At 67.6% G+C, this 18,759-nt stretch carries 21 protein-coding genes; 11 read left to right on the forward strand and 10 right to left on the reverse strand.

The genetic code is table 11. From position 1 onward, the window contains the following. Window positions 1-8 precede the first annotated feature (8 nt). From F627_RS0113585 to rnk, 3 genes are all read left to right on the forward strand, one after another. Window positions 9-677 (forward strand): thioredoxin family protein, encoded by a 669-nt coding sequence (locus tag F627_RS0113585; protein WP_019584358.1) that lies wholly within the window; start codon window positions 9-11, stop codon window positions 675-677. Between the two features lie 47 nt (window positions 678-724). Then, window positions 725-1,072, forward strand: a complete 348-nt coding sequence (locus F627_RS0113590; RefSeq protein ID WP_018874975.1) for a rhodanese-like domain-containing protein — start codon at window positions 725-727, stop codon at window positions 1,070-1,072. A gap of 164 nt (window positions 1,073-1,236) precedes the next feature. Then, window positions 1,237-1,647: a nucleoside diphosphate kinase regulator gene (rnk, locus tag F627_RS0113595; RefSeq protein ID WP_018866160.1), complete on the forward strand. Its 411-nt coding sequence runs from the start codon at window positions 1,237-1,239 to the stop codon at window positions 1,645-1,647. 33 nt (window positions 1,648-1,680) lie between these two features. Here rnk and F627_RS0113600 read toward each other — a convergent pair whose 3' ends face one another. The 4 genes from F627_RS0113600 to F627_RS0113615 form a co-directional block, all read right to left on the reverse strand. Further along, complete coding sequence (locus tag F627_RS0113600; protein ID WP_019584359.1) at window positions 1,681-3,114, reverse strand: DNA polymerase Y family protein; 1,434 nt, start codon at window positions 3,112-3,114, stop codon at window positions 1,681-1,683. Window positions 3,115-3,271: 157 nt separating this feature from the next. Then, window positions 3,272-3,904 carry a translesion DNA synthesis-associated protein ImuA gene (gene imuA / locus F627_RS0113605; protein ID WP_018877575.1) on the reverse strand — a complete coding sequence of 211 codons (633 nt, stop codon included), beginning with the start codon at window positions 3,902-3,904 and terminating at the stop codon, window positions 3,272-3,274. Between the two features lie 3 nt (window positions 3,905-3,907). After that, entirely contained in the window at window positions 3,908-4,525 is a 618-nt protein-coding gene (lexA, locus tag F627_RS0113610) for a transcriptional repressor LexA (protein WP_018877574.1), read from the reverse strand. A 359-nt stretch (window positions 4,526-4,884) separates the two neighbouring features. Then, window positions 4,885-5,376: an Lrp/AsnC family transcriptional regulator gene (locus tag F627_RS0113615; RefSeq protein ID WP_019584360.1), complete on the reverse strand. Its 492-nt coding sequence runs from the start codon at window positions 5,374-5,376 to the stop codon at window positions 4,885-4,887. Between the two features lie 180 nt (window positions 5,377-5,556). Here F627_RS0113615 and F627_RS0113620 point away from each other — a divergent pair, with 180 nt between their 5' ends. Beyond that, window positions 5,557-7,242, forward strand: a complete 1,686-nt coding sequence (locus F627_RS0113620) for a 2-isopropylmalate synthase (RefSeq protein ID WP_026280896.1) — start codon at window positions 5,557-5,559, stop codon at window positions 7,240-7,242. A gap of 249 nt (window positions 7,243-7,491) precedes the next feature. On the opposite strand, the gene F627_RS0113625 is transcribed toward F627_RS0113620, so the two are convergent. From F627_RS0113625 to F627_RS0113635, 3 genes are all read right to left on the reverse strand, one after another. Beyond that, window positions 7,492-7,932 (reverse strand): type II toxin-antitoxin system VapC family toxin, encoded by a 441-nt coding sequence (locus F627_RS0113625; RefSeq protein WP_018880370.1) that lies wholly within the window; start codon window positions 7,930-7,932, stop codon window positions 7,492-7,494. Next, window positions 7,919-8,146 (reverse strand): type II toxin-antitoxin system Phd/YefM family antitoxin, encoded by a 228-nt coding sequence (locus F627_RS0113630; RefSeq protein WP_017942101.1) that lies wholly within the window; start codon window positions 8,144-8,146, stop codon window positions 7,919-7,921. The genes F627_RS0113625 and F627_RS0113630 overlap by 14 nt, the downstream gene beginning before the upstream one ends. A 91-nt stretch (window positions 8,147-8,237) precedes the next feature. After that, window positions 8,238-9,080 (reverse strand): ion transporter, encoded by an 843-nt coding sequence (locus F627_RS0113635; RefSeq protein ID WP_018877572.1) that lies wholly within the window; start codon window positions 9,078-9,080, stop codon window positions 8,238-8,240. A gap of 457 nt (window positions 9,081-9,537) precedes the next feature. On the opposite strand from F627_RS0113635, the gene F627_RS0113640 reads away from it, so the two are divergent. After that, a complete protein-coding gene (locus F627_RS0113640) occupies window positions 9,538-10,122 on the forward strand; it encodes a bifunctional 2-polyprenyl-6-hydroxyphenol methylase/3-demethylubiquinol 3-O-methyltransferase UbiG (protein ID WP_019584361.1) in 585 nt (194 codons plus the stop codon). A 356-nt stretch (window positions 10,123-10,478) separates the two neighbouring features. Here F627_RS0113640 and F627_RS0113645 read toward each other — a convergent pair whose 3' ends face one another. Genes F627_RS0113645 through F627_RS0113655 form a run of 3 tightly spaced genes read right to left on the reverse strand, consistent with a single transcriptional unit; the run spans window position 10,479 to window position 14,358 of the window. Further along, window positions 10,479-11,081 (reverse strand): nucleoside triphosphate pyrophosphatase, encoded by a 603-nt coding sequence (locus F627_RS0113645; RefSeq protein ID WP_019584362.1) that lies wholly within the window; start codon window positions 11,079-11,081, stop codon window positions 10,479-10,481. Beyond that, window positions 11,074-12,906, reverse strand: coding sequence for a sodium-extruding oxaloacetate decarboxylase subunit alpha (gene oadA / locus F627_RS0113650; RefSeq protein ID WP_019584363.1), 1,833 nt, complete (start codon window positions 12,904-12,906; stop codon window positions 11,074-11,076). Before oadA ends, F627_RS0113645 begins: the two co-directional genes overlap by 8 nt. Before the next feature lie 33 nt (window positions 12,907-12,939). Continuing rightward, entirely contained in the window at window positions 12,940-14,358 is a 1,419-nt protein-coding gene (locus tag F627_RS0113655; RefSeq protein WP_019584364.1) for an acetyl-CoA carboxylase biotin carboxylase subunit, read from the reverse strand. 154 nt (window positions 14,359-14,512) lie between these two features. On the opposite strand from F627_RS0113655, the gene F627_RS0113660 reads away from it, so the two are divergent. From F627_RS0113660 to F627_RS0113685, 6 genes are all read left to right on the forward strand, one after another. Beyond that, on the forward strand, window positions 14,513-15,037 hold the full coding sequence (locus F627_RS0113660; protein ID WP_018876407.1) for a DUF177 domain-containing protein: 525 nt from the start codon (window positions 14,513-14,515) through the stop codon (window positions 15,035-15,037). A gap of 109 nt (window positions 15,038-15,146) precedes the next feature. Next, window positions 15,147-15,344 (forward strand): 50S ribosomal protein L32, encoded by a 198-nt coding sequence (rpmF, locus tag F627_RS0113665; RefSeq protein ID WP_017942094.1) that lies wholly within the window; start codon window positions 15,147-15,149, stop codon window positions 15,342-15,344. A gap of 99 nt (window positions 15,345-15,443) precedes the next feature. Next, complete coding sequence (plsX, locus tag F627_RS0113670; RefSeq protein WP_019584365.1) at window positions 15,444-16,472, forward strand: phosphate acyltransferase PlsX; 1,029 nt, start codon at window positions 15,444-15,446, stop codon at window positions 16,470-16,472. Continuing rightward, a complete protein-coding gene (locus tag F627_RS0113675; RefSeq protein WP_018866174.1) occupies window positions 16,469-17,431 on the forward strand; it encodes a beta-ketoacyl-ACP synthase III in 963 nt (320 codons plus the stop codon). The genes plsX and F627_RS0113675 overlap by 4 nt, the downstream gene beginning before the upstream one ends. Window positions 17,432-17,522: 91 nt before the next feature. Beyond that, complete coding sequence (locus tag F627_RS0113680) at window positions 17,523-17,999, forward strand: CYTH domain-containing protein (protein WP_018880375.1); 477 nt, start codon at window positions 17,523-17,525, stop codon at window positions 17,997-17,999. After that, window positions 17,989-18,630: a uracil-DNA glycosylase gene (locus F627_RS0113685; protein WP_018881151.1), complete on the forward strand. Its 642-nt coding sequence runs from the start codon at window positions 17,989-17,991 to the stop codon at window positions 18,628-18,630. Before F627_RS0113680 ends, F627_RS0113685 begins: the two co-directional genes overlap by 11 nt. The last annotated feature ends 129 nt before the right edge of the window (window positions 18,631-18,759 follow it).

Consider the following 18,759-nt stretch of genomic DNA (forward strand, 5'->3'; position numbering starts at 1 on the left):
ACGGATTCATGAAGGTGGAACTGCTGGTATCCGAATGGTGTGCCTCCTGTCACGATGCCGAGCGCATCTGGCGTCAGGTGGCCGAGGACAAACAGATCGACTTCGCGGTGGTCGACATGGGCCAGCCGGAAGGCCGCGAGCTGGCCACCCGGCTGCGTATCCGCTCCATCCCGGCCGTGGTGGTCGATGGCGAGCTCAAGCACATCGGTCTGCTGGATCGCACCGCCGCCACCGAACTGGTGGGCGCCGCCCCGGAGCGTACGCAAAAGGCGGCCCGGCATGTAGGGCTGGGCCTGTCGCCCTCCAGTCGGGCCTCGGTGCTGGGGGCAATGGTCTGGCTGCTGATCGCGGGGGCGGCGCTGCCGCTGGGGGGCTTTTTCCTGGAGGGCGCGGCCCGGCCGGCGGCGCTGCACGGCTTTACCCTGGGCTTTCTGCTGCTGCTGATCATGGGGCTGGGCGAGCACATGCTGCCGCGCTTTACCGGGCACCCGATCGCAGGCGGCTGGCTGTGGACCTGGGCACCACAGATCCTGGTGCATCTGGCCGTGGTGGGGATGGGCCTGGGCTGGATCCTGGGGGTTGCGATGCTGACGGCGGTGGGTGCGCTGGCGGCGCTGATCGGCCTGGCGCTGTTTACGGTTCGGGTGGTGCCGCTGCTGGTGCGTCCGTCCCTTTGAAGCTCGCGCGATAGGATGGTGGCCTACCCACGATTCGGAGTGTGTCCGTGAGTCTTTTCGAGAAACGTATTGGTGATCTGGAACAGAGTTTGCCGCATCTGGAACCGGCCGAGGTGGCCCGCTGGCGCCAGGACGGGAAGCCGTTTCTGCTGGTGGACGTGCGCCAGCCGGAGGAGGCGGCCGAGGGTACGATCGAGGGCGCGGTGAATATCCCCCGGCCCAAGCTGGAGGCCACCATCGAATCTCACATGCAGGACCCCCAGCAGCCCGTCGTGGTGTTCTGTGGGGGGCGTGGCCGGTCCCAGCTGGTGGCCGACAGCCTGCGGGCGATGGGGATCGATGCGCATGTGCTGCGCGGCGGCTATGCGGCCTGGCGGGACGGCGAGGGCCGGTAGTGAGTGTGCGGGCGGATCGATATTCCAGTGCCGTGACTGGCTGGATCGCTTTTTCGTCGAGACTTGGCTAATCTCGAAGTTCGTTTCCCGGTTTCCGGAAAATCCCTGAATTTTCTTCTCTGGCGCGTCTCTCCGGGGGCGCGTCGTGTATTTGGAGTGTGAACGTGAACAAGCCGAAGATCATCGTCTCCACCACGGACATGGAGCGTCTGGACAAGCTGCTGGAATCGCTGCCGGAGGATGCCTTTCCGGGCAAGGCCGATCTGGAGGCCGAGCTGGACCGCGCGGATGTGGTGGATTCGCACGAGATCCCAGGTGCGGTGGTGACGATGAACTCGAAGGTCCGGTTCCGGGTGACCGAGTCCGGCGAGGAATTCTCGATGACGCTGGTATACCCGCGGGACGTGGATGAAAGCGGCGGCACGCTGTCGATCCTGGCGCCGGTGGGCAGCGCCCTGCTGGGGCTTTCCGAGGGGGACGAGATCGAGTGGCCGCGCCCGGGTGGCGGGCAGATGCATGTGCGCATCGTGGAGGTCGAGTACCAGCCGGAGCGGGCGGGCGAGTACCACCGCTGACGGACGGGGGCGGTGGGCGTATCCGGCGCGGATTCAGCCCCAGTAACCCTGGCGATACCACTGGCCACTGCGCAGGCAGCGATACAGCCAGAGCCGGCGGCCCTGGCGATCGAGTGCCCGGGCGTAGTCGCGCCGTGCATCCTGGCCATGGTCCCACCAGCCGTCTTCCAGCCGCCCCAGCCATTGCGGCTGGTCGGGCGGGGTGGCGGGGTCGGGGCCCTGCAGCCACAGGGCCGCCCCGACGGTGCGCTGGCCCGGTGTCGGGGCGACCGGGGCCGGAGTAACGGCGAGATCGTGGCGTGATCCCTGGGCCTCCTCCGGCCTTGGGGTGCGGCGGTTGACCAGGCGGGTGACCGCCGGCTCGCCCAGGCGGGCGCGCAGTCGGGCCAGGACCGCGGGCAGCTGATCCGCCGGTGGCGTGCTCGCCGGGTCCCCGGCCAGCAGGCTGTCGCCCCGGTCCGGGGGATCCAGCAGGCGGGATGCCCGCAGGCGCAGGCCGATGACGGCCTCCGGCAGGGTTTCGCGCTCCAGACGAGTCTGCCACAGGGGTAGCCATTCGTCGGCGCGCATGCCCGGCTGTCCGCGTTCCAGCGTCAGCCGGGTGCGCGCCTCGCGATGTGTCAGTTCCAGGGTCATCCCCTGCAGGCTGCGGTTCAGGCCGCGCAACTGGGCCTCGGCCTGGCGCAGCAGCCGTTTGAGCGGGAAGGCCAGGGCCGTGGTGGCGTGGATCTCGTGCTCCAGGCGCAGGGGCAAATCCAGCACCGGAGGTGGCGCAAAGCGGGGCAGGGTCTCCACGCGTCGGGCCAGCAGGTGATCCAGCAGGTCCAGCAGTTCCGGTCCGTGGCGCCGGGCCAGCTCGGCGCGTGACAGGCGCAGCAGGTCGCCCAGCTGGCGCAGGCCCAAGGCGCGCAGGCCTTCGCGGGTGGCGTCGGCCAGCGGCAGGGCCTCCAGCGGCACGGGTGTCAGCAGTCGGCGCAGGCTCTCGGGGTCCTCCGCGATCGCGGGGTTGCGCAGGTGCGCCAGCAGGCGCGCGGCGGCGGGGCTGCGCCCCAGCCCGATGCGGGGATGGAAACCCAGGCCGGCCAGGGTGTCCTGCGCCTGCTGGCGCAACGCCTCCAGGCCGCCGAACAGGCGGCGGCTGCGTCCGACCTCCACCAGGATACGGTGGACCTCCGGTTCCGGGTGCACATGGTCGGAGAACCGCAGCAGTACGCCGGCCAGCATCTCCAGCTGGGTCCGCAGGGCGTCCGGGTCATGTTCGACCAGTTCCGGGGTATCCAGCACGGCCAGCGCATCCCCCAGCGCCATGCCGGGTCGCGCACCGGCGCGCCGCGCCGCACGGTTGGCGGTGTGCACCCGGGGTGCCGCGCCGGACGTCACCACCAGCAGGGGGCGCTGCAATCGCTCCGGCTCCGGTCCCGCCCGGGCCAGGGACTCCAGCGCGAGGTGCGGCAGCTCGATGGCCATCCAGTGTTCCCGCCGCGCCCGGGTGGCACTGGCGGGGCGTGCCTCCGGTGGCCGGGGAGTGGGCGCGGGGGCGGGCGCCGCCGGCAGCAGGCTCAGTTGCTGCCGGGCAGGTTCGGGGGGTGTGGCTGCGCGCGCGGGGCGGGCGGGCTGGCCCATTTCAGGCCCCCGGTGCTTCGGGAATCCACAGAGGCTGGCCGGAGCGGGCCCAGTGGCCGGCCCCCTTCAGGCAGTGCAGTTCCAGGCCGGTGGCCGCGGCCTGCCAGCGCAGGCGCTGATGGGCCGGCGAGGGCTGGGCCGCGGCGTCCGGCGGCCGGTACAGGACGGCGCAGGCCCGGCTCTCGCTGGCGGCCAGGCGTAGCCGGCGCAGCAGGGCTGTCTCCACGGGACGGCGCAGCCAGGCGAGCAGCACGCCGAAGGCCGGGTCGCGCAGACACTGCTCGCCGGCCCAAAGGGTGTCGCGATCGTGCTCGGTGTGGATCAGCAGTACCCGCTCCGGCGGGATGCCCAGGGTCTGCCAGCCCGGCAGCCAGGGGGTAGCCGGTGGCGCGATCACCGCGATCCAGTAGTCGTCCTGGCCGCAGGCGGTCAGCATGGGGACCAGCAGCCGGGTCTCGCCGCAGCCGAACGGGGCGCCCAGCAGTTCGACCAGCTGGCCGCGTGGCCAGCCCCCGCCCAGGGCCCGGTCGAGTTCCGCGTGGCCGCTGGGCCAGACCGGGGCATCCGGGGCCGGGGTGGCGCTGCGTCCGCGCCAGAGGGCCGGATGGTCGAGCAGGGTATCCAGCGCGCCCATAACTCAGGCCTGGGGGTCGAGATCGCGCAGAACGCCCACGCCGACCCCCTCGATGGCCAGTTCCTGGCGCTCCAGGTCGATCTCGATGGGGGCGAAGTCGGGGTTCTCCGGGAGCAGGCGCACCCGCGGGCCGTCCTGCGCGAAGCGCTTTACGGTGACCTCGTCCTCGATGCGGGCAACCACGATCTGACCGGGCCGGGCCTCCGGGGTCTGGCGCACGGCCAGCAGGTCGCCGTCGAGGATGCCGGCGTCGCGCATGCTCTCGCCATGCACGCGCAGGAGGTAGTCGGGGTGGGCACGGAACAGGGCGTCGTCGACCCGGTAGTGGCGCTCGATGTGTTCGGTGGCAAGGATGGGCAGTCCGGCGGCGACGCGCCCGACCAGGGGCAGCTCGCGCGGTGTGCTGCGCACCGCGCCCGGCAGGCGGATGCCGCGGGAGGTGCCGCCCAGCAGTTCGATGGCGCCCTTTTTTGCCAGCGCCTTCAGGTGGCACTCGGCCGCGTAGGGTGAGCGAAAGCCGAAGGCCCGGGCGATCTCGCTGCGGGTCGGTGCCGTGCCCTGGTTGGCGACGGTCTCGGTGATGTAGTCGAGGATGGCCTGCTGGCGTTCAGTAAGCGACACAAGGCGCCCTCCGGTATCTGTCTATATATACAGTATCCGGAGGGCTCGCCGCAGGGCAAGGGCGGATTCACCACGAAGCCCACGAAGGCACGAAGAAGGTCAAGATCCAGGTCAAAAACGGTCTACAGGAAGAAGAGAAGGCTGGAAGATAGAGGGGCCATGACGGGCGCTACCAGGGCAATGCTGGGAAGCGGCCACTTTAGGGGCGTACGATTCAGTCAGCGCTCCCCATATGTCTGCCTGCCATCACGCTTCACCATCAAAGCCTTCTAACCTTCCAGCCTTCCTGTGAATCGCCCTTGAACTTCTTCGTGCCTTCGTGCGCTTCGTGGTGAATTTGCCCTGGGTTTTAAGACGTTTCAGGTGGGGGTGTAGTCGAGTGGCAGGGCGGTGCGGTCGACGACGCGGCGCAGGACGAAGCTGGAGTGCACGCTGTCCACGCCCTCCAGGCGGGTGATGCGCCGCAGCAGGAAGTCCTGGTAGGCGTCCATGTCGGGGACCACGACCTGCAGCATGTAGTCGGCGGACTGGCCGGTGATCAGGTAGCAGTGCTGCACCTCGGGGTAGCCGGCCACGGTCTCCTCGAAATGTGCGAAGCGTTCCGGGGTGTGGCGGTCCATGCCGATGTGGATCAGGGCGGTCAGTTCCAGCCCCAGGCGGCGCCGGTCCAGCAGCGCCACGCGGCGCAGCAGGATACCGGCCTGCTCCAGCGCGCGGACGCGGCGCAGGCAGGGGGAGGCACTGAGTCCGACGCGTTCGGCCAGGGCCTGGTTCGACAGGCTCGCGTCCTCCTGCAGGATTTCGAGGATGCGGCGGTCATAGCGGTCCAGTGAGTGCGGTTGCGGTTTCATAGGTGGATTATTGCGCATATTGAGCATTAATGCGCAATGATAGATCCCTCCTAAGGCCTTGATAGGGAAAAACGCAAGGTTATGCCCGGATGAATGCGTTAGGATAATGCACAGACAGAAATCCTCAGCGCGGCGGCCGATTGTACGGCCCGGGCCGCGCCCTTACAGGAGATGCGCACCATGGCCTTCGATCACACCAAATATGCCCCGTTCCCGCCGATCGACAAGGCGGATCGCCGCTGGCCGGCGAAGCGCACCACGGTTGCGCCGCGTTTCTGCGCGGTGGACCTGCGCGACGGCAACCAGGCGCTGGTGCACCCGATGAGCGTCGAGCAGAAGATGCGCTTCTTCGAGGTGCTGGTGGATATCGGCCTGACCGAGATTGAGATCGGGTTCCCCTCTGCCTCGCAGATCGACTACGACTTCACCCGCCGCCTGATCGACGAAGACCGCATCCCCGAGGGCGTGTATATCCAGGTGCTGACGCAGGCGCGCGAGGATCTGATCCAGAAGACCTTCGCGGCGCTGGAGGGCGCACCGCGCGCGGTGGTGCACGTGTACAACTCCACCAACCCGGCGCAGCGCGAGCAGGTGTTCCGCATGGACCGCGCCGGCATCCGCGGCATCGCCGAGAACGGCGCGCGCTGGGTGCGTGACTATGCGGCGCAATACCCGCAGACGGACTGGATCTTCCAGTACTCGCCGGAGAGCTTCTCCACCACCGAGCTGGACTACGCGGTCGAGGTCGTGGATGCGGTGAACGCGATCTGGCGCCCGGATCAGGGCCAGAAGGTGGTGATCAACCTGCCGGCCACGGTCGAGTCGGCCACGCCGAATGTCTTCGCCGATCAGGTCGAGTGGTTCTGCGACCACGTGCAGTACCGCGAGCACTTCTGCGTGTCGCTGCATACGCACAACGACCGCGGCACCGGCGTGGCCGCGGCCGAGCTGGGCCTGCTGGCCGGGGCCGACCGCCTGGAAGGCACGCTGTTCGGCAACGGCGAGCGCACCGGCAACATGGACCTGGTCACCGTCGGCATGAACCTGTATTCGCAGGGGATCGACCCGACCATCGACCTGTCCGATATGGAACGGCTGATGGAGGTGTACAAGGAGTGCACCGACATGCCCATCCACCCGCGCCATCCGTGGGCGGGCGAATTGGTCTATACCGCCTTCTCCGGCAGCCACCAGGATGCGATCCGCAAGGGCCTGGCGCACTACAAGGAGCAGGGCGGCCACTGGAACGTGCCCTACCTGCCGATCGATCCGGGCGATCTGGGCCGGCGCTACGAGGAGGTCGTGCGCATCAACAGCCAGTCCGGCAAGGGCGGCGTGGCGCATGTGCTGGAACGCGATTACGGTATCGAGGTGCCGCGCTGGCTGGCGATCGAGTTCGCCCGCATCGTGCAGAAGGATGCCGAGGCCTCGCAGATCGAGGTCTCGTCAAAGCGCATCCACGAGCTGTTCGAGCAGCATTACCTGACGCCGGTCGCCGGCTGGGATCTGGTGCGCTACGAGATCGAGAAGGAAGGCCCGGTGGTGCGCCTGGACGCGACCATGGGCCCGCCCGGGCGCGAGTCGCGCCTGCAGGGCGAGGGTCACGGTGCGGTCGAGGCCCTGACCGCCGCGATGCAGGCCGAGCGCGGAGTGGAGGTGAAGGTCAGCCACTTCGACGAGCACGCGATGGAGTCCGGCACCGAGGCGCGGGCCATGGCCGCGGTGGACGTGCAGGTGGACGGCGAACGCTCGGTCGGCGTCGCTCTGGGCGAGGACACGACCGCTGCCACGCTGCAGGCCGTGCTGAACGCCACCGGCCGCCGCCTGGGCGAACGCGCCACCGAACCGGCCGCCGTTAACGCCTGATCCCGCGGCCTCCTGTGCGTCCGAGGGCGCGCAGGCGGGGCGTTGAGCGCAGTGCAGGCACCGGTCGTTGAGGTGGGGCTGGCTTTGGCAGGGGCTTCGCCTGCAAGCAGGCTCCTACCGGGGTGGGATGTGGTCTTGTAGGAGCCGCCTTGGCGGCGAAGCCCCTGCCCGCGCCGGAGCGCCGCAGCCGGGTTCCTTCCCGGGCTCTTTGCTTTACCCGCTTCTCCCGCGCGTCGGGTGCCGGAGGCGTCAGAATCGACGAACGGTCAGGCCCATCGATGAAGCCGCGTCCGCCAGCACGTTGTCTGCGGTGGCGATGACTGGAAACTCGTGATGCCGCGCGGTTGCGATGTGCAGTGCGTCCAGTGTCCGCAGTGGGTGTTCGGGGTAGCGGGTGATCAGGTTGGTCGCTTCCTCGAAGAGTGAATCATCGAAGGGATAGAGCTGTAACGAGGCACTGGAGATGTCGTCCTGGAAGGTGGCGAAGATGATCGTTTCCAGCTCCTGCGGCAGTTCGCCCATACGCCGGCGCCGTGCGAGCAGGGACCGCAGTTCCGTGGCCACCAGCCGACTGATGATGGCGACGTCGACTTTTTGCAGGTAGTCGACAAAGGCCTCGGAGCCCGGTTCGTTCAGGTACCACTTGGCCAGGGCACTGGTGTCGAGGTAGCACCGTTCATCCGCGCTCATCGCGCTCTTCCCTGAGGAGGGTCTCCGAGGGAATCAGTTGCGCGGTGCGTTGGCGAAGCTCGTGGTGGTCGGGACGCTGACGCCCGCGACGCACGGGGAGGACGCGTGCAATGGGTTTTCCGTGACGGGTGATGGTAATTTCGCCGGACGCCTGTACGATTTCGTCCAGGTGCCCAATGGAGGCCCGCATCTCGCGGACGTTGAGCTCTTTCATGGCGCCCCTCAGGTGTGCTTCATTTTCTGATATTGAAGCACGAGGCTGTACGTCCGGCAATGACGGGGCCCATTGGGGCACGCAAAGGCGCTTACTTCACCCGCTTCTCCAGCATGTTCTGCATGCGGATCAGGCGTTCCTGCAGCTTGACGGTTTCCTGCTGGATCTCGTGGATCTCCGCGTGCAGGGCCTGGTTCTCCTCGTGCACGCTGTCGTGGATCATCTGCTGTTCGATCTCCATCGCGCGATCATGCATGCGCTGCATGGCGTCCACGATGATCGCGATGAACAGGTTCAGCACGGTGAACGTGGCGATCAGGATGAACGGCACGAAGAATATCCAGGCCCAGGGGTAGACCTCCATCACCGGGCGGGCGATATCCTCGGACCAGCCCTCCAGCGTCATTACCTGGAACAGGCTGTACATGGTGGCGCCGAGGGTGCCGAATTTCTGCGGAAAGGATTCGCTGAACAATCCGGTGGCGATGATCGCGAACACGTAGAAGATCAGTAGCAGCAGTCCGATGATGGAGACGATGCCGGGGATGGCCCGTAGCAGCGCCTCCACGATGAAGCGCAGCTTCGGCACCATGGACACCAGGCGCAGCAGACGCAGCACGCGCAGCACCGAGAATGGCCCGGAGGCGGGGATCAGCGCGATCCCCACCACGAAGAAGTCGAACACGTTCCACGGGTTGCGCCAGAAAGCCAGGCGGTAGACGAACAGCTTGGCCAGCACCTCGGCGGTGAAGAGCGACAGGATGATCGCGTCCGCGGCCAGGATGACCGGCCCCATCCAACCCATCACGGTATCCGAGGTCTCGAGCCCCAGGGTCAGGGCGTTCAGCAGGATCAGGCCGATGATGAAGCGCTGGGTCAGCCGGGCCTCGATGAAGCCTTCCAGGCGCGTGCGCAGCGTGGGGGTCTCGCTCATGGTGTCGGGAGTCGTCGCAGTGCTCGGGGAGGCGCAAGAGTAGGGTAAAGGCCGCATTCCGGCAATCGCGCCCGCTAGGGAAACACTGATTAATGCACCCGCTCGCGTTGGCACCCCAGGTTTTCCGAGACAAGGCGCGTCGCGCAGCGGGTAGCGGTTCTACCGCGCAAGCGGCGCAACGCAGGATCGGGGAACCTGGGGTGCCAACCCCCACAAGCTAGTGAAAGTCGGGGCTCGGCCGCCCGTTGTTGATCAAAAACGGGCGCGCGCACGGCGTTTCGGTTCCCTTGTGCAGAATGACTGCACGGCAGTCACCGCGCCTTGTTCGCACGCAAAAGCGACTCGAGCGCGAGCGCGTGCATTAATCAGTGTTTCCCCAGGAGCCTGTGTCTCTGCCCCGCGCGTGGTAAAACGCGTGGACCGATGGACCCTGGCTGCAACCGTGAGGAGACGATGAATGTGGGACGAGCGCTACGCGGCGGATGAGTATGTCTATGGCACCGAGCCGAATGATTTCCTGCGTACCGCGGTGGCCAACGTGCCACCTGGGAAGGCCCTGTGCCTGGGCGAGGGAGAAGGCCGCAACGCCGTCTTCCTGGCGCAGCAGGGCTTCGAGGTGCTGGCGGTGGACAGCTCCGCCGTTGGCCTGCAGAAGGCCCAGCGTCTGGCAGAGGACCGCGGCGTACAGATCGAGACCCTGGTGGCGGATCTCGCGGATTACGCGATCGAGCCGAACTCCTGGGATCTGATTACCTCCATCTTCTGCCATGTGCCGCCGCCGATCCGGCGTCGTCTGCATGCCGGGGTGGTTGCCGGGCTGCGACCCGGCGGGGTGTTCATCCTCGAGGCCTACACCCCGGCGCAGCTGGAATGGGGGACGGGCGGGCCGCCTACGGCCGAACTGATGATGACGCGGGACGCGCTGGTCGAGGAGCTGGACGGGCTCGAATTCGAGGAAGCCGTGGAGCGCGAACGCGACGTACTCGAGGGGCAGTTCCACACCGGGCGCGGTGCCGTCGTGCAGATCCTAGGGAGACGCTGATTGAATCGCGCGTGCGCGTTGGTACCCCAGATTTTCCGAGACAAGGCGCGGTGCGCAGCGGGTAGTGGTTCTACCCGCAAGTGGCGCAACGCAGGATCGGGGAACCTGGGGTGCCAACCCCACAAATCATTCAATGCAGGGGCTCGGCCGCCCGTTGTTGATCAAAAACGGGCGCGCGCACGGCGTTGCGGTTCCCTTGTGCAGAATGACTGCACGGCAGTCACCGCGCCTTGTTCGCACGCAAAAGCGACTCGAGCGCGAACGCGCGATTCAATCAGTGTCTCCCTAGCCATAATCCAAGGCAGCATTGGGGGTAGGTCCCGGCCCCGGCCCCGGCTCTGGGCCGAGCGGCCGGTTCAGGCGGGCCGGGGCGGGACGGCGATGCCCGCCTCGCGCAGCCACTCGCCGAGGGTGATCAGCGGCAGGCCGACCAGCGCGGTCGGGTCGTCGCCTTGCATGCGCGCGAACAGGCTGATGCCCAGCCCTTCCGACTTGAAGCTGCCGGCGCAGTCCAGCGGCTGCTCGAGTGCCACGTAGTGGTGGATCTCCTCCGGGGTCAGTTCGCGAAAGGTCACGGTAAACGGGACTTCGCCGGTCCGCGCCTGCCCGCTGGCGGTATCCAGCAGGCAAAGGCCCGTGTGGAAGGTCACCGTCTTGCCCGACAGGGCCGCGAGCTGAGCCTCCGCGCGGCCTGTGTCGCCCGGCTTGCCGAGGATGCTGTCGGCGTGGCTGGCGTTCTGGTCGGAGCCGATCACCAGGTGGTCGGGATAGGCATCGGCCACGGCGCGGGCCTTGGCCTCGGCGAGGCGGGTCACCATGGCGTCGGGACGCTCGTGAGGCCGGGGGGTCTCGTCCACCTCCGGGCGGGCGGTCTCGAACGGCAGGCGCAGACGCCCGAGCAGTTCGGCGCGGTAGGGCGAGGTGGAGGCGAGGACCAGTTTGCGCGCGGTCTCAGTCATCGGCGTTGTCGATTTCGATCAGCGCATCGTCGGGATTGGCGGCCGCGCCCTTGGCGATGTTCACCGCAGTGACGGTGCCGGACACGGGGGCGGCGATCTCGGATTCCATCTTCATGGCCTCCAGCACCAGCACCGGCTGCCCGGCCTCCACGTGGTCGCCCTCGGCCACCAGGACGTCGATGATGGTACCGGGCATCGACGTGGTGACGTCGCCGGGGCGGGTCGCGCGCCGCGACTTCTTGCGGCTCCCACCCCCGCTCGGCGCGGCATGGCCACCACTGGCGGTCTCGATGGTATCCAGGGTCTCGATCTGGACCTCTTCCGGCATGCCGTCGACCGTCACGTACATCGGACGAGTGTCCTCCCGATGGTGGCCGGAGCCGGTTACCTGGATGTGGTAGGTCTCGCCGTGGAAGGTCACGTTGAACTCCACCGGGGCCGGGCAGCCCGCCTGGGTGTTCTCCGGGAGGTTCAGCGGTTCCGGCTCGAGCGTGCCGTCGTGGCGTTGTTGCAGGAACTGGCGCCCCACCTCGGGGAACAGGGCGAAGGTCAGCACGTCCTCCGGCCCGCGGGCCAGTTCGCCGATCTCGGCGGCCAGCGAGTCCATCTCCGGGGGCAGGAGGTCGGCCGGCCGGCTGTCGATGACCTCGGCATTCCCGATGGCCTGTTGCCGCACCACGGCGTTGATGGGGCCCGGTGCTCGGCCGTAGTGCCCGGTCAGGTACTGCTTCACCTCGTTGGTGATGGTCTTGTAGCGCTCGCCGGCCAGTACGTTCATCACCGCCTGCGTCCCGACGATCTGCGAGGTGGGCGTCACCAGTGGCGGGTAGCCGAGGTCCTCGCGCACCCGGGGGATCTCTTCCAGTACCGCGTCGAAGCGATCCAGTGCGTTCTGGTCGCGCAACTGGTTGGCCAGGTTGGAGATCATCCCGCCGGGCACCTGGTTGACCTGTACGCGGGTGTCGATGCCGGTGTATTCGCTCTCGAAGCGCTGGTACTTCTTGCGCACCTCGTGGAAGTACATCCCGATCCGCTGCAGCGCGACGAGGTCCAGCCCGGTGTCGTACCCGGTACCGGACAGTGCGGCGACCATGCTCTCGGTCGGCGGGTGGCTGGTACCGCCGGCGAAGGCGGAGATCGCGGTCTCGATATGCCGGCAACCGGCCGCGATGGCCTCCCAGTGGCACAGCTCGGACAGCCCCGAGGTGGCGTGGGCATGCAGGTGGATCGGCACGTCCAGGGCCTCCACCAGTTCGGTGACCAGCTCGCGGGTGGCGGTCGGCGTGAGCAGCCCGGCCATGTCCTTGATTGCGATGCTCTGCGCGCCCATGGCGACCAGCTCGCGTCCCAGGGCGACGAATTGTGTGGCCGAATGTACCGGGCCAGTGGTGTAGCAAAGTGTGCCCTGGGCATGGCCTCCGGCCTCGCGGGTGGCCTCGATCGCGGTGCGCAGGTTCCGGGCGTCGTTCATCGCGTCGAAGATGCGGATGATGTCGATGCCGCCGGCGACCGAGCGCTCGACGAAGGCGCGGACCACGTCGTCGGCGTAATGGCGGTAGCCCAGCAGGTTCTGGCCGCGCAGCAGCATCTGTAGCGGGGTGTTCGGCAGCGCGGCCTTCAGCTGATGCAGGCGCTCCCAGGGGTCTTCCTTCAAGAAGCGCACGCAGGCATCGAAGGTCGCGCCGCCCCAGACCTCCAGCGAGTGGAAGCCAATGGCGTCCATGTGCTCGCAGATCGGCAGCATGTCCTCGGTGCGCATGCGCGTGGCGATCAGGCTCTGGTGGCCATCGCGCAGGGTGACATCGGTGATGTGAACTCGATCCATGGTCATTCCGGTGTCCGTGCGGCGGGCTGCGGTCTACAACCCGTGGTGAGCGGCGAGGGCGGCCGCGACGGCCACCGCGAGCTGGCGATCGGAACGCTTGCCGGGGAAGTGCGTGAGCTCGGGGTGCGCCGCGACAAATCCGGTGTCGAAGTGGCCGCTGCGGAACACCGGGTGGTCGACGATCGCCAGGTGGAAGGGGATGGTCGTCTTGACGCCGAATACGCCCATATCGCGTAGCGCACGGTTGGCGCGGGCCAGCAGGTCATCCCACTCCAGGGCCCAGCAGATCAGCTTGGCGCACATCGAGTCGTAATGCGGCGGGATGGTGTAGCCCGTGTAGATCGCCCCGTCGGTGCGCACGCCCGGTCCTCCCGGGGCGAAGTAGCGGGTGATGCGGCCGAAGCTCGGCAGGAAGTCGTTCTTCGGATCCTCCGCGTTGATGCGGAACTCCATCGCGTAGCCGCGCCGGGTGATGTCGGACTGGGCATAGCGCAGGGGTTCGCCGGCGGCGATGCGCAGCTGCTCCTGCACGATGTCCACCCCGGTGATCATCTCGGTCACCGGATGTTCTACCTGAAGACGGGTGTTCATCTCCATGAAATAAAAGGAATCGTTCGAGTCCATCAGGAACTCGACGGTCCCCGCGTTCTGATAGCCGACGGCCTTCGCGGCTCGCACGGCCAGCTCGCCCAGATGGTCGCGCTGGGCGTCGGTCAACTGCGGGGAGGGCGCGATCTCCACCAGCTTCTGGTGGCGCCGCTGGACCGAGCAGTCGCGCTCGAACAGGTGGATCGCCTGGCCGTGGGTATCGCCCAGGATCTGCACCTCGATATGCCGCGGATTGACCACGGCCTTCTCCAGGAAGATCTCGGTGCTGCCAAAGGCGCGGGTGGCCTCCGAGCGCACGCGTTCGAAGTTGTGCTCCAGGGCGCGCGCATCCTCGCACAGGCGGATCCCGCGTCCGCCGCCGCCGGAGGTGGCCTTCAGCATTACCGGGTAGCCGATGCGCTCGGCGACATCGAGCGCGGCCGCGACGTCCTCCAGGTTGCCCTCGGAGCCGGGCGTGACCGGCACACCGGCCTCGATCATCGCCCGGCGTGCGGCGACCTTGTCGCCCATGCGTCGGATGACCGTGGCGTCCGGGCCGACCCAGATCAGGTTACGCGCGGCGCAGGCGGCGGCGAAGTCGGGGTTCTCCGAGAGGAAGCCATAGCCCGGGTGGATGGCGTCGCAGCTGGCGGCGCGCGCGACGCTGATCAGACGGTGAATACTGAGGTACCCGCCCATGGAGTCGGGGCCGATGGCGTAGGCCTCGTCCGCCTTCTTTACATGCAGGGCGTGGCGGTCGGCGTCCGTGTACACGGCGACCGAGATGATGCCCAGTTCGCTGCAGGCCCGGATCAGGCGCACGGCGATCTCGCCCCGGTTGGCAATGAGCAGCTTGCGAATCAAACGGAAGGTCCCGGACAGGTCGATGACTTCTCGAGTATCGACGTCGTTCGGGGTGGCTGCAAGTTTCTGTTTCCCTTTGACAGATCGCCCGCGCGCGCGTATATTCCGCGCCCTCGTTCCGGGGAGGCCCGAACGGTTTTCCCAAGAGTTTGTTATGAGTCGTATCCCCGTCTCTCTGGACCCGTGGCAACCGCGTGCCCGGCACCTCGAATTCGAGGGCGACCTGCGTCCCGAAGACCTGCCGCGACTGCGCGCCGACGCGTTGCCGGGACACCCGCTGCGGGTGCACGCGAAGTTCCTGCTGGAACGCGGGACACTGGACGAGATGCGTCTGAGCGGGGTGATCAGCGGCGAGCTGTGGCAGACCTGCCAGCGCTGCCTGCAGCCGCTGGCGTGGGAATTCCGTCTGGAGGCGGATGCGGTGCTGCTGCCGGCGGAGGGCACGCCGGCCGGCATGAGCGAGGACGACGATTTTGTCGAACTCGAGGCCGACGGCCTGCTGCGCCCCGCGGCATGGATCGAGGAAGAGATCCTGCTGGCGTGGCCGCTGGTGCCGCGCCACGCGGATTGCGAGCCGGCGGCGGCGCCCGAGTTCACCGAAGGCGAACGCGGCGAGAACCCGTTTGCCGTGCTGGAACAACTGAAAAAGGGGGGCGGCCCGGACCGGGACGACCCGTGAAGCGAACGCGGTCGGGGCATTGCCCCCGCCGAACCGTTATACTTGCGCCCGTTTTGATACCGGGCTCACTCCCGTCGCCACGGGAATCTGATCAATCTGGAGATGCATCATGGCTGTTCAGCAACGCCGCAAGACCCGTTCCAAGCGTGACATGCGCCGCTCCCATGACGGGCTGACGGGCGCCACCCTGTCCACCGATCCGACGACCGGCGAGATCCACCGCCGTCACCACGTGACCCCCGATGGCTTCTATCGCGGTCGCCAGGTGATCCAGCAGGACGTCGAAGTCGACGAAGACGAAGATTAAGGTCCGGGTAATGACCGTCCCGGGGCCACGGCTGCGCTTGCACCGTGGCCTTTCCGCGTTTGAATCCGGCTCTGTCCCGGCCGGTCGTCGGACTCGAGCATGACTGCCAGCTTCACCATCGCACTGGACGTGATGGGCGGTGACCACGGCGCCCCCGTCGTACTGCCAGCGGCGCGTCGCGCACTCAAGGTGGCGGACGACTTCCGCCTGCTGCTGGTGGGCGACCAGGACACCATCGAATCGGGCCTCTCCGGCTGGTCGGCCAGTGAACGCGAGCGCGTCGACATCGTGCACGCCAGTCAGGTCGTGGGCATGGAGGAACTGCCGGCGGTGGCGTTGCGCACCAAGCGCGACTCCTCCATGCGCGTGGCCATCGACCAGGTCAAGAATGGCACGGCCCAGGCCTGTGTCTCCGCCGGCAACACCGGCGGGCTGATGGCGACCGCGCGCTATGTGCTGAAGACCCTCCCCGGTATCGACCGCCCGGCCATCGCCACGGCGTTGCCGTCGATGGATGGGCACACCCACATGCTCGATCTGGGCGCGAACGTGGATGTCGAGGCCGCGCACCTCTACCAGTTCGCGGTGATGGGCTCGGTGCTGGCGAACGCCGTGGACGGCCTGGAGGCCCCGCGCGTGGGGCTGCTCAACATCGGCTCCGAGGCGATCAAGGGCAACGACCGGGTGCGCGAGGCCGGGCGCATGCTGGAGGCATCCAGCCTCAATTACATCGGCTTTGTCGAGGGCAACGACGTCTACTGCGGCGATGTGGACGTGGTCGTCTGCGACGGGTTCGTGGGCAATGTCGCGCTGAAGGTCAGCGAGGGCGTCGCCAAGATGATCTCCTCGAACATGAAGGCGGAATTCCGGGCCTCGCTGTATTCACGTCTGGCTGGACTGTTCGCCCTGCCGGTGCTGCGGCGGCTGCGTCATCGCTTCGATCACCGCCGCTACAACGGGGCCTCGCTGCTGGGCCTGCAGGGCGTGGTCATCAAGAGCCACGGGAGTGCCGACGAACTCGCCTTCGAGCATGCGATCCGCATCGCTCGCATCGAGGCGGAGGCGAACATCTCGCGGCGGATCGACAAGCAGCTGGGCCAGCTCCTTGGGCAGGAGAACAGCGAGTGAAGCATGCACGTATCAGCGGCACCGGCAGCTACCTGCCCGAGCGCATCCTGACCAATGCCGAACTGGAGGCGATGGTCGACACCTCGGATGCCTGGATCCGCGAACGCACCGGCATCCGCGAGCGCCACATCGTGGCGGAGAACGAGGTCACCTCGGACCTGGCGCTGAAGGCCGCGGAAAGGGCGCTGGATGCCGCCGGCATTCGGGCCGCCGATCTCGACCTGATCCTGGTGGCGACCACGACCCCGGACCAGATTTTCCCCAGCACGGCGTGCATCCTGCAGGCCAAGCTGGGCGTGGGCGGCTGTCCGGCGTTCGACATCCAGGCGGTGTGCAGCGGTTTTGTGTACGCGCTGGCGACCGCCGACCGCTTCATGCAGAGCGACGAGATCCGCCATGTGCTGGTGGTCGGGGCCGAGACGCTTTCGCGCATCACCGACTACACCGACCGCGGCAACTGCATCCTGTGGGGCGATGGCGCGGGGGCTGTGGTGCTGTCGCGCTCCCCCGACCCGGGAATTATCTCCACCCACCTGCATGCCGACGGCCATCACAAGGGCCTGCTGGAGGTCCCGGGTGGCGTCTCCCAGCCGAATGACAATCCCGATCTGGAATTCATCCGCATGGAGGGCCGCGCGGTCTTCCGGGTCGCGGTGAACACACTGGACCAGATCGTTGACGAGACTCTGGAATACAACGGCATCGACAAGTCCGAACTGGACTGGCTGGTGCCGCATCAGGCGAATATCCGCATCATCCAGGCGACCGCGAAGAAGCTGAACATGTCCATGGACAACGTGGTGGTCACGGTGGACCGCCACGGCAATACCTCGGCCGCCTCGATCCCGCTGGCGCTGGACACCGCCGTGCGCGATGGCCGCATCAAGCGGGGCGACCTGATCCTGACCGAGGCCTTCGGCGGCGGCTTCACCTGGGGTTCCGCGCTGATCCGGATGTAGCGCACGCATCCGACTTGGGCGGGGGCTTCGCCTACAGGCAGGCTCCCACAGGATTCATGCGGCGGTTCGCCGCAAGACGGGAGTCGACGACATGGGGCGCGAGATCGAACGCAAGTTCCTGCTGGCCAGTGATGCCTGGCGCGAAGGCGTGGTGCGCTCGCAGTACATGCGCCAGGGCTACCTGTGTGGCAACGATCGCGCCTCCATCCGCGTGCGGGTGGACGAGGAGGGGGCCAACCTCAACATCAAGAGCGCGACCCTCGGCGTGGAGCGCGACGAATACCAGTACGACATCCCGGTGGACGAGGCGCATCGCCTGCTGGATACCCTTGCCGGACCGCAGGTGGAAAAGACCCGGTACTGGGTGGACGTCCAGGGCTGGGAGTACGAGATCGACGTGTTCGAAGGCGCCAACGCCGGGCTGATCGTCGCGGAACTGGAGCTCCCGAGCAGCGATGCCGAGTTCCCGCGTCCCGAGTGGCTGGGCGACGAGGTCTCGCACGACCCGCGCTACTACAACACCGAATTGGCCCGGAACCCCTACCGCGAGTGGTCGGATGCCTCCTGAGCCCCACGAAATCTTCGCGCCGGACTGCCGTTCCTGCCCGCGGCTGGCGGCCTTTCTGGAGGACGTGCGGGCGAAACATCCCGAATACCACGCGGCGCCCGTGCCGTCCTTCGGCCCGCTGGATGCGCGGCTGCTGATCGTCGGTCTGGCACCCGGCATGCACGGGGCCAATGCCACCGGGCGCCCGTTCACCGGCGACTACGCGGGGGTGCTGCTGTACCAGACCCTGCACGAACACGGCTTTGCCAGCGCACCGGAGAGCACGCGCGTGGACGATGCCCTGGAACTGGTCGACTGCCGCATCACCAACGCGGTCAAGTGCCTGCCACCACAGAACAAGCCGACCACCGAAGAGATCCGCACCTGCAACGGCTTCCTTGCGGCCGAGATGACGGCGATGCGGCCGCGGGTGATTCTGGCGCTGGGCAAGATCGCCCACGACGCCATCCTCCGGGCCAAGGGTCTGCCGCTGTCCAGCCTGCGCTTCGCCCACGGCGCCGAGCACGAGCTGGACGCGCACACCTGCCTGATCGACTCCTACCACTGCTCGCGCTACAACACGCAGACCCGGCGCCTGACCCCGGCGATGTTCCACGAGCTGTTCGCCCGGATCCGCGGCCACCTCGGTTAGCCTTCCGGCCCGGAAGGTCTGCCCGGTGCCCTCAGGGCCTGCGTCCGGGGTGGCCACCCGGATCGCCACGCACCTGCGGCCCTCGCGATGACGCTGTGCTTCCCCTGTCATTGCGAGGCCCCGCAGGGG

The organism is Thioalkalivibrio sp. ALE16 (genome assembly GCF_000381305.1).
Classification (GTDB): Bacteria; Pseudomonadota; Gammaproteobacteria; order Ectothiorhodospirales; family Ectothiorhodospiraceae; genus Thioalkalivibrio.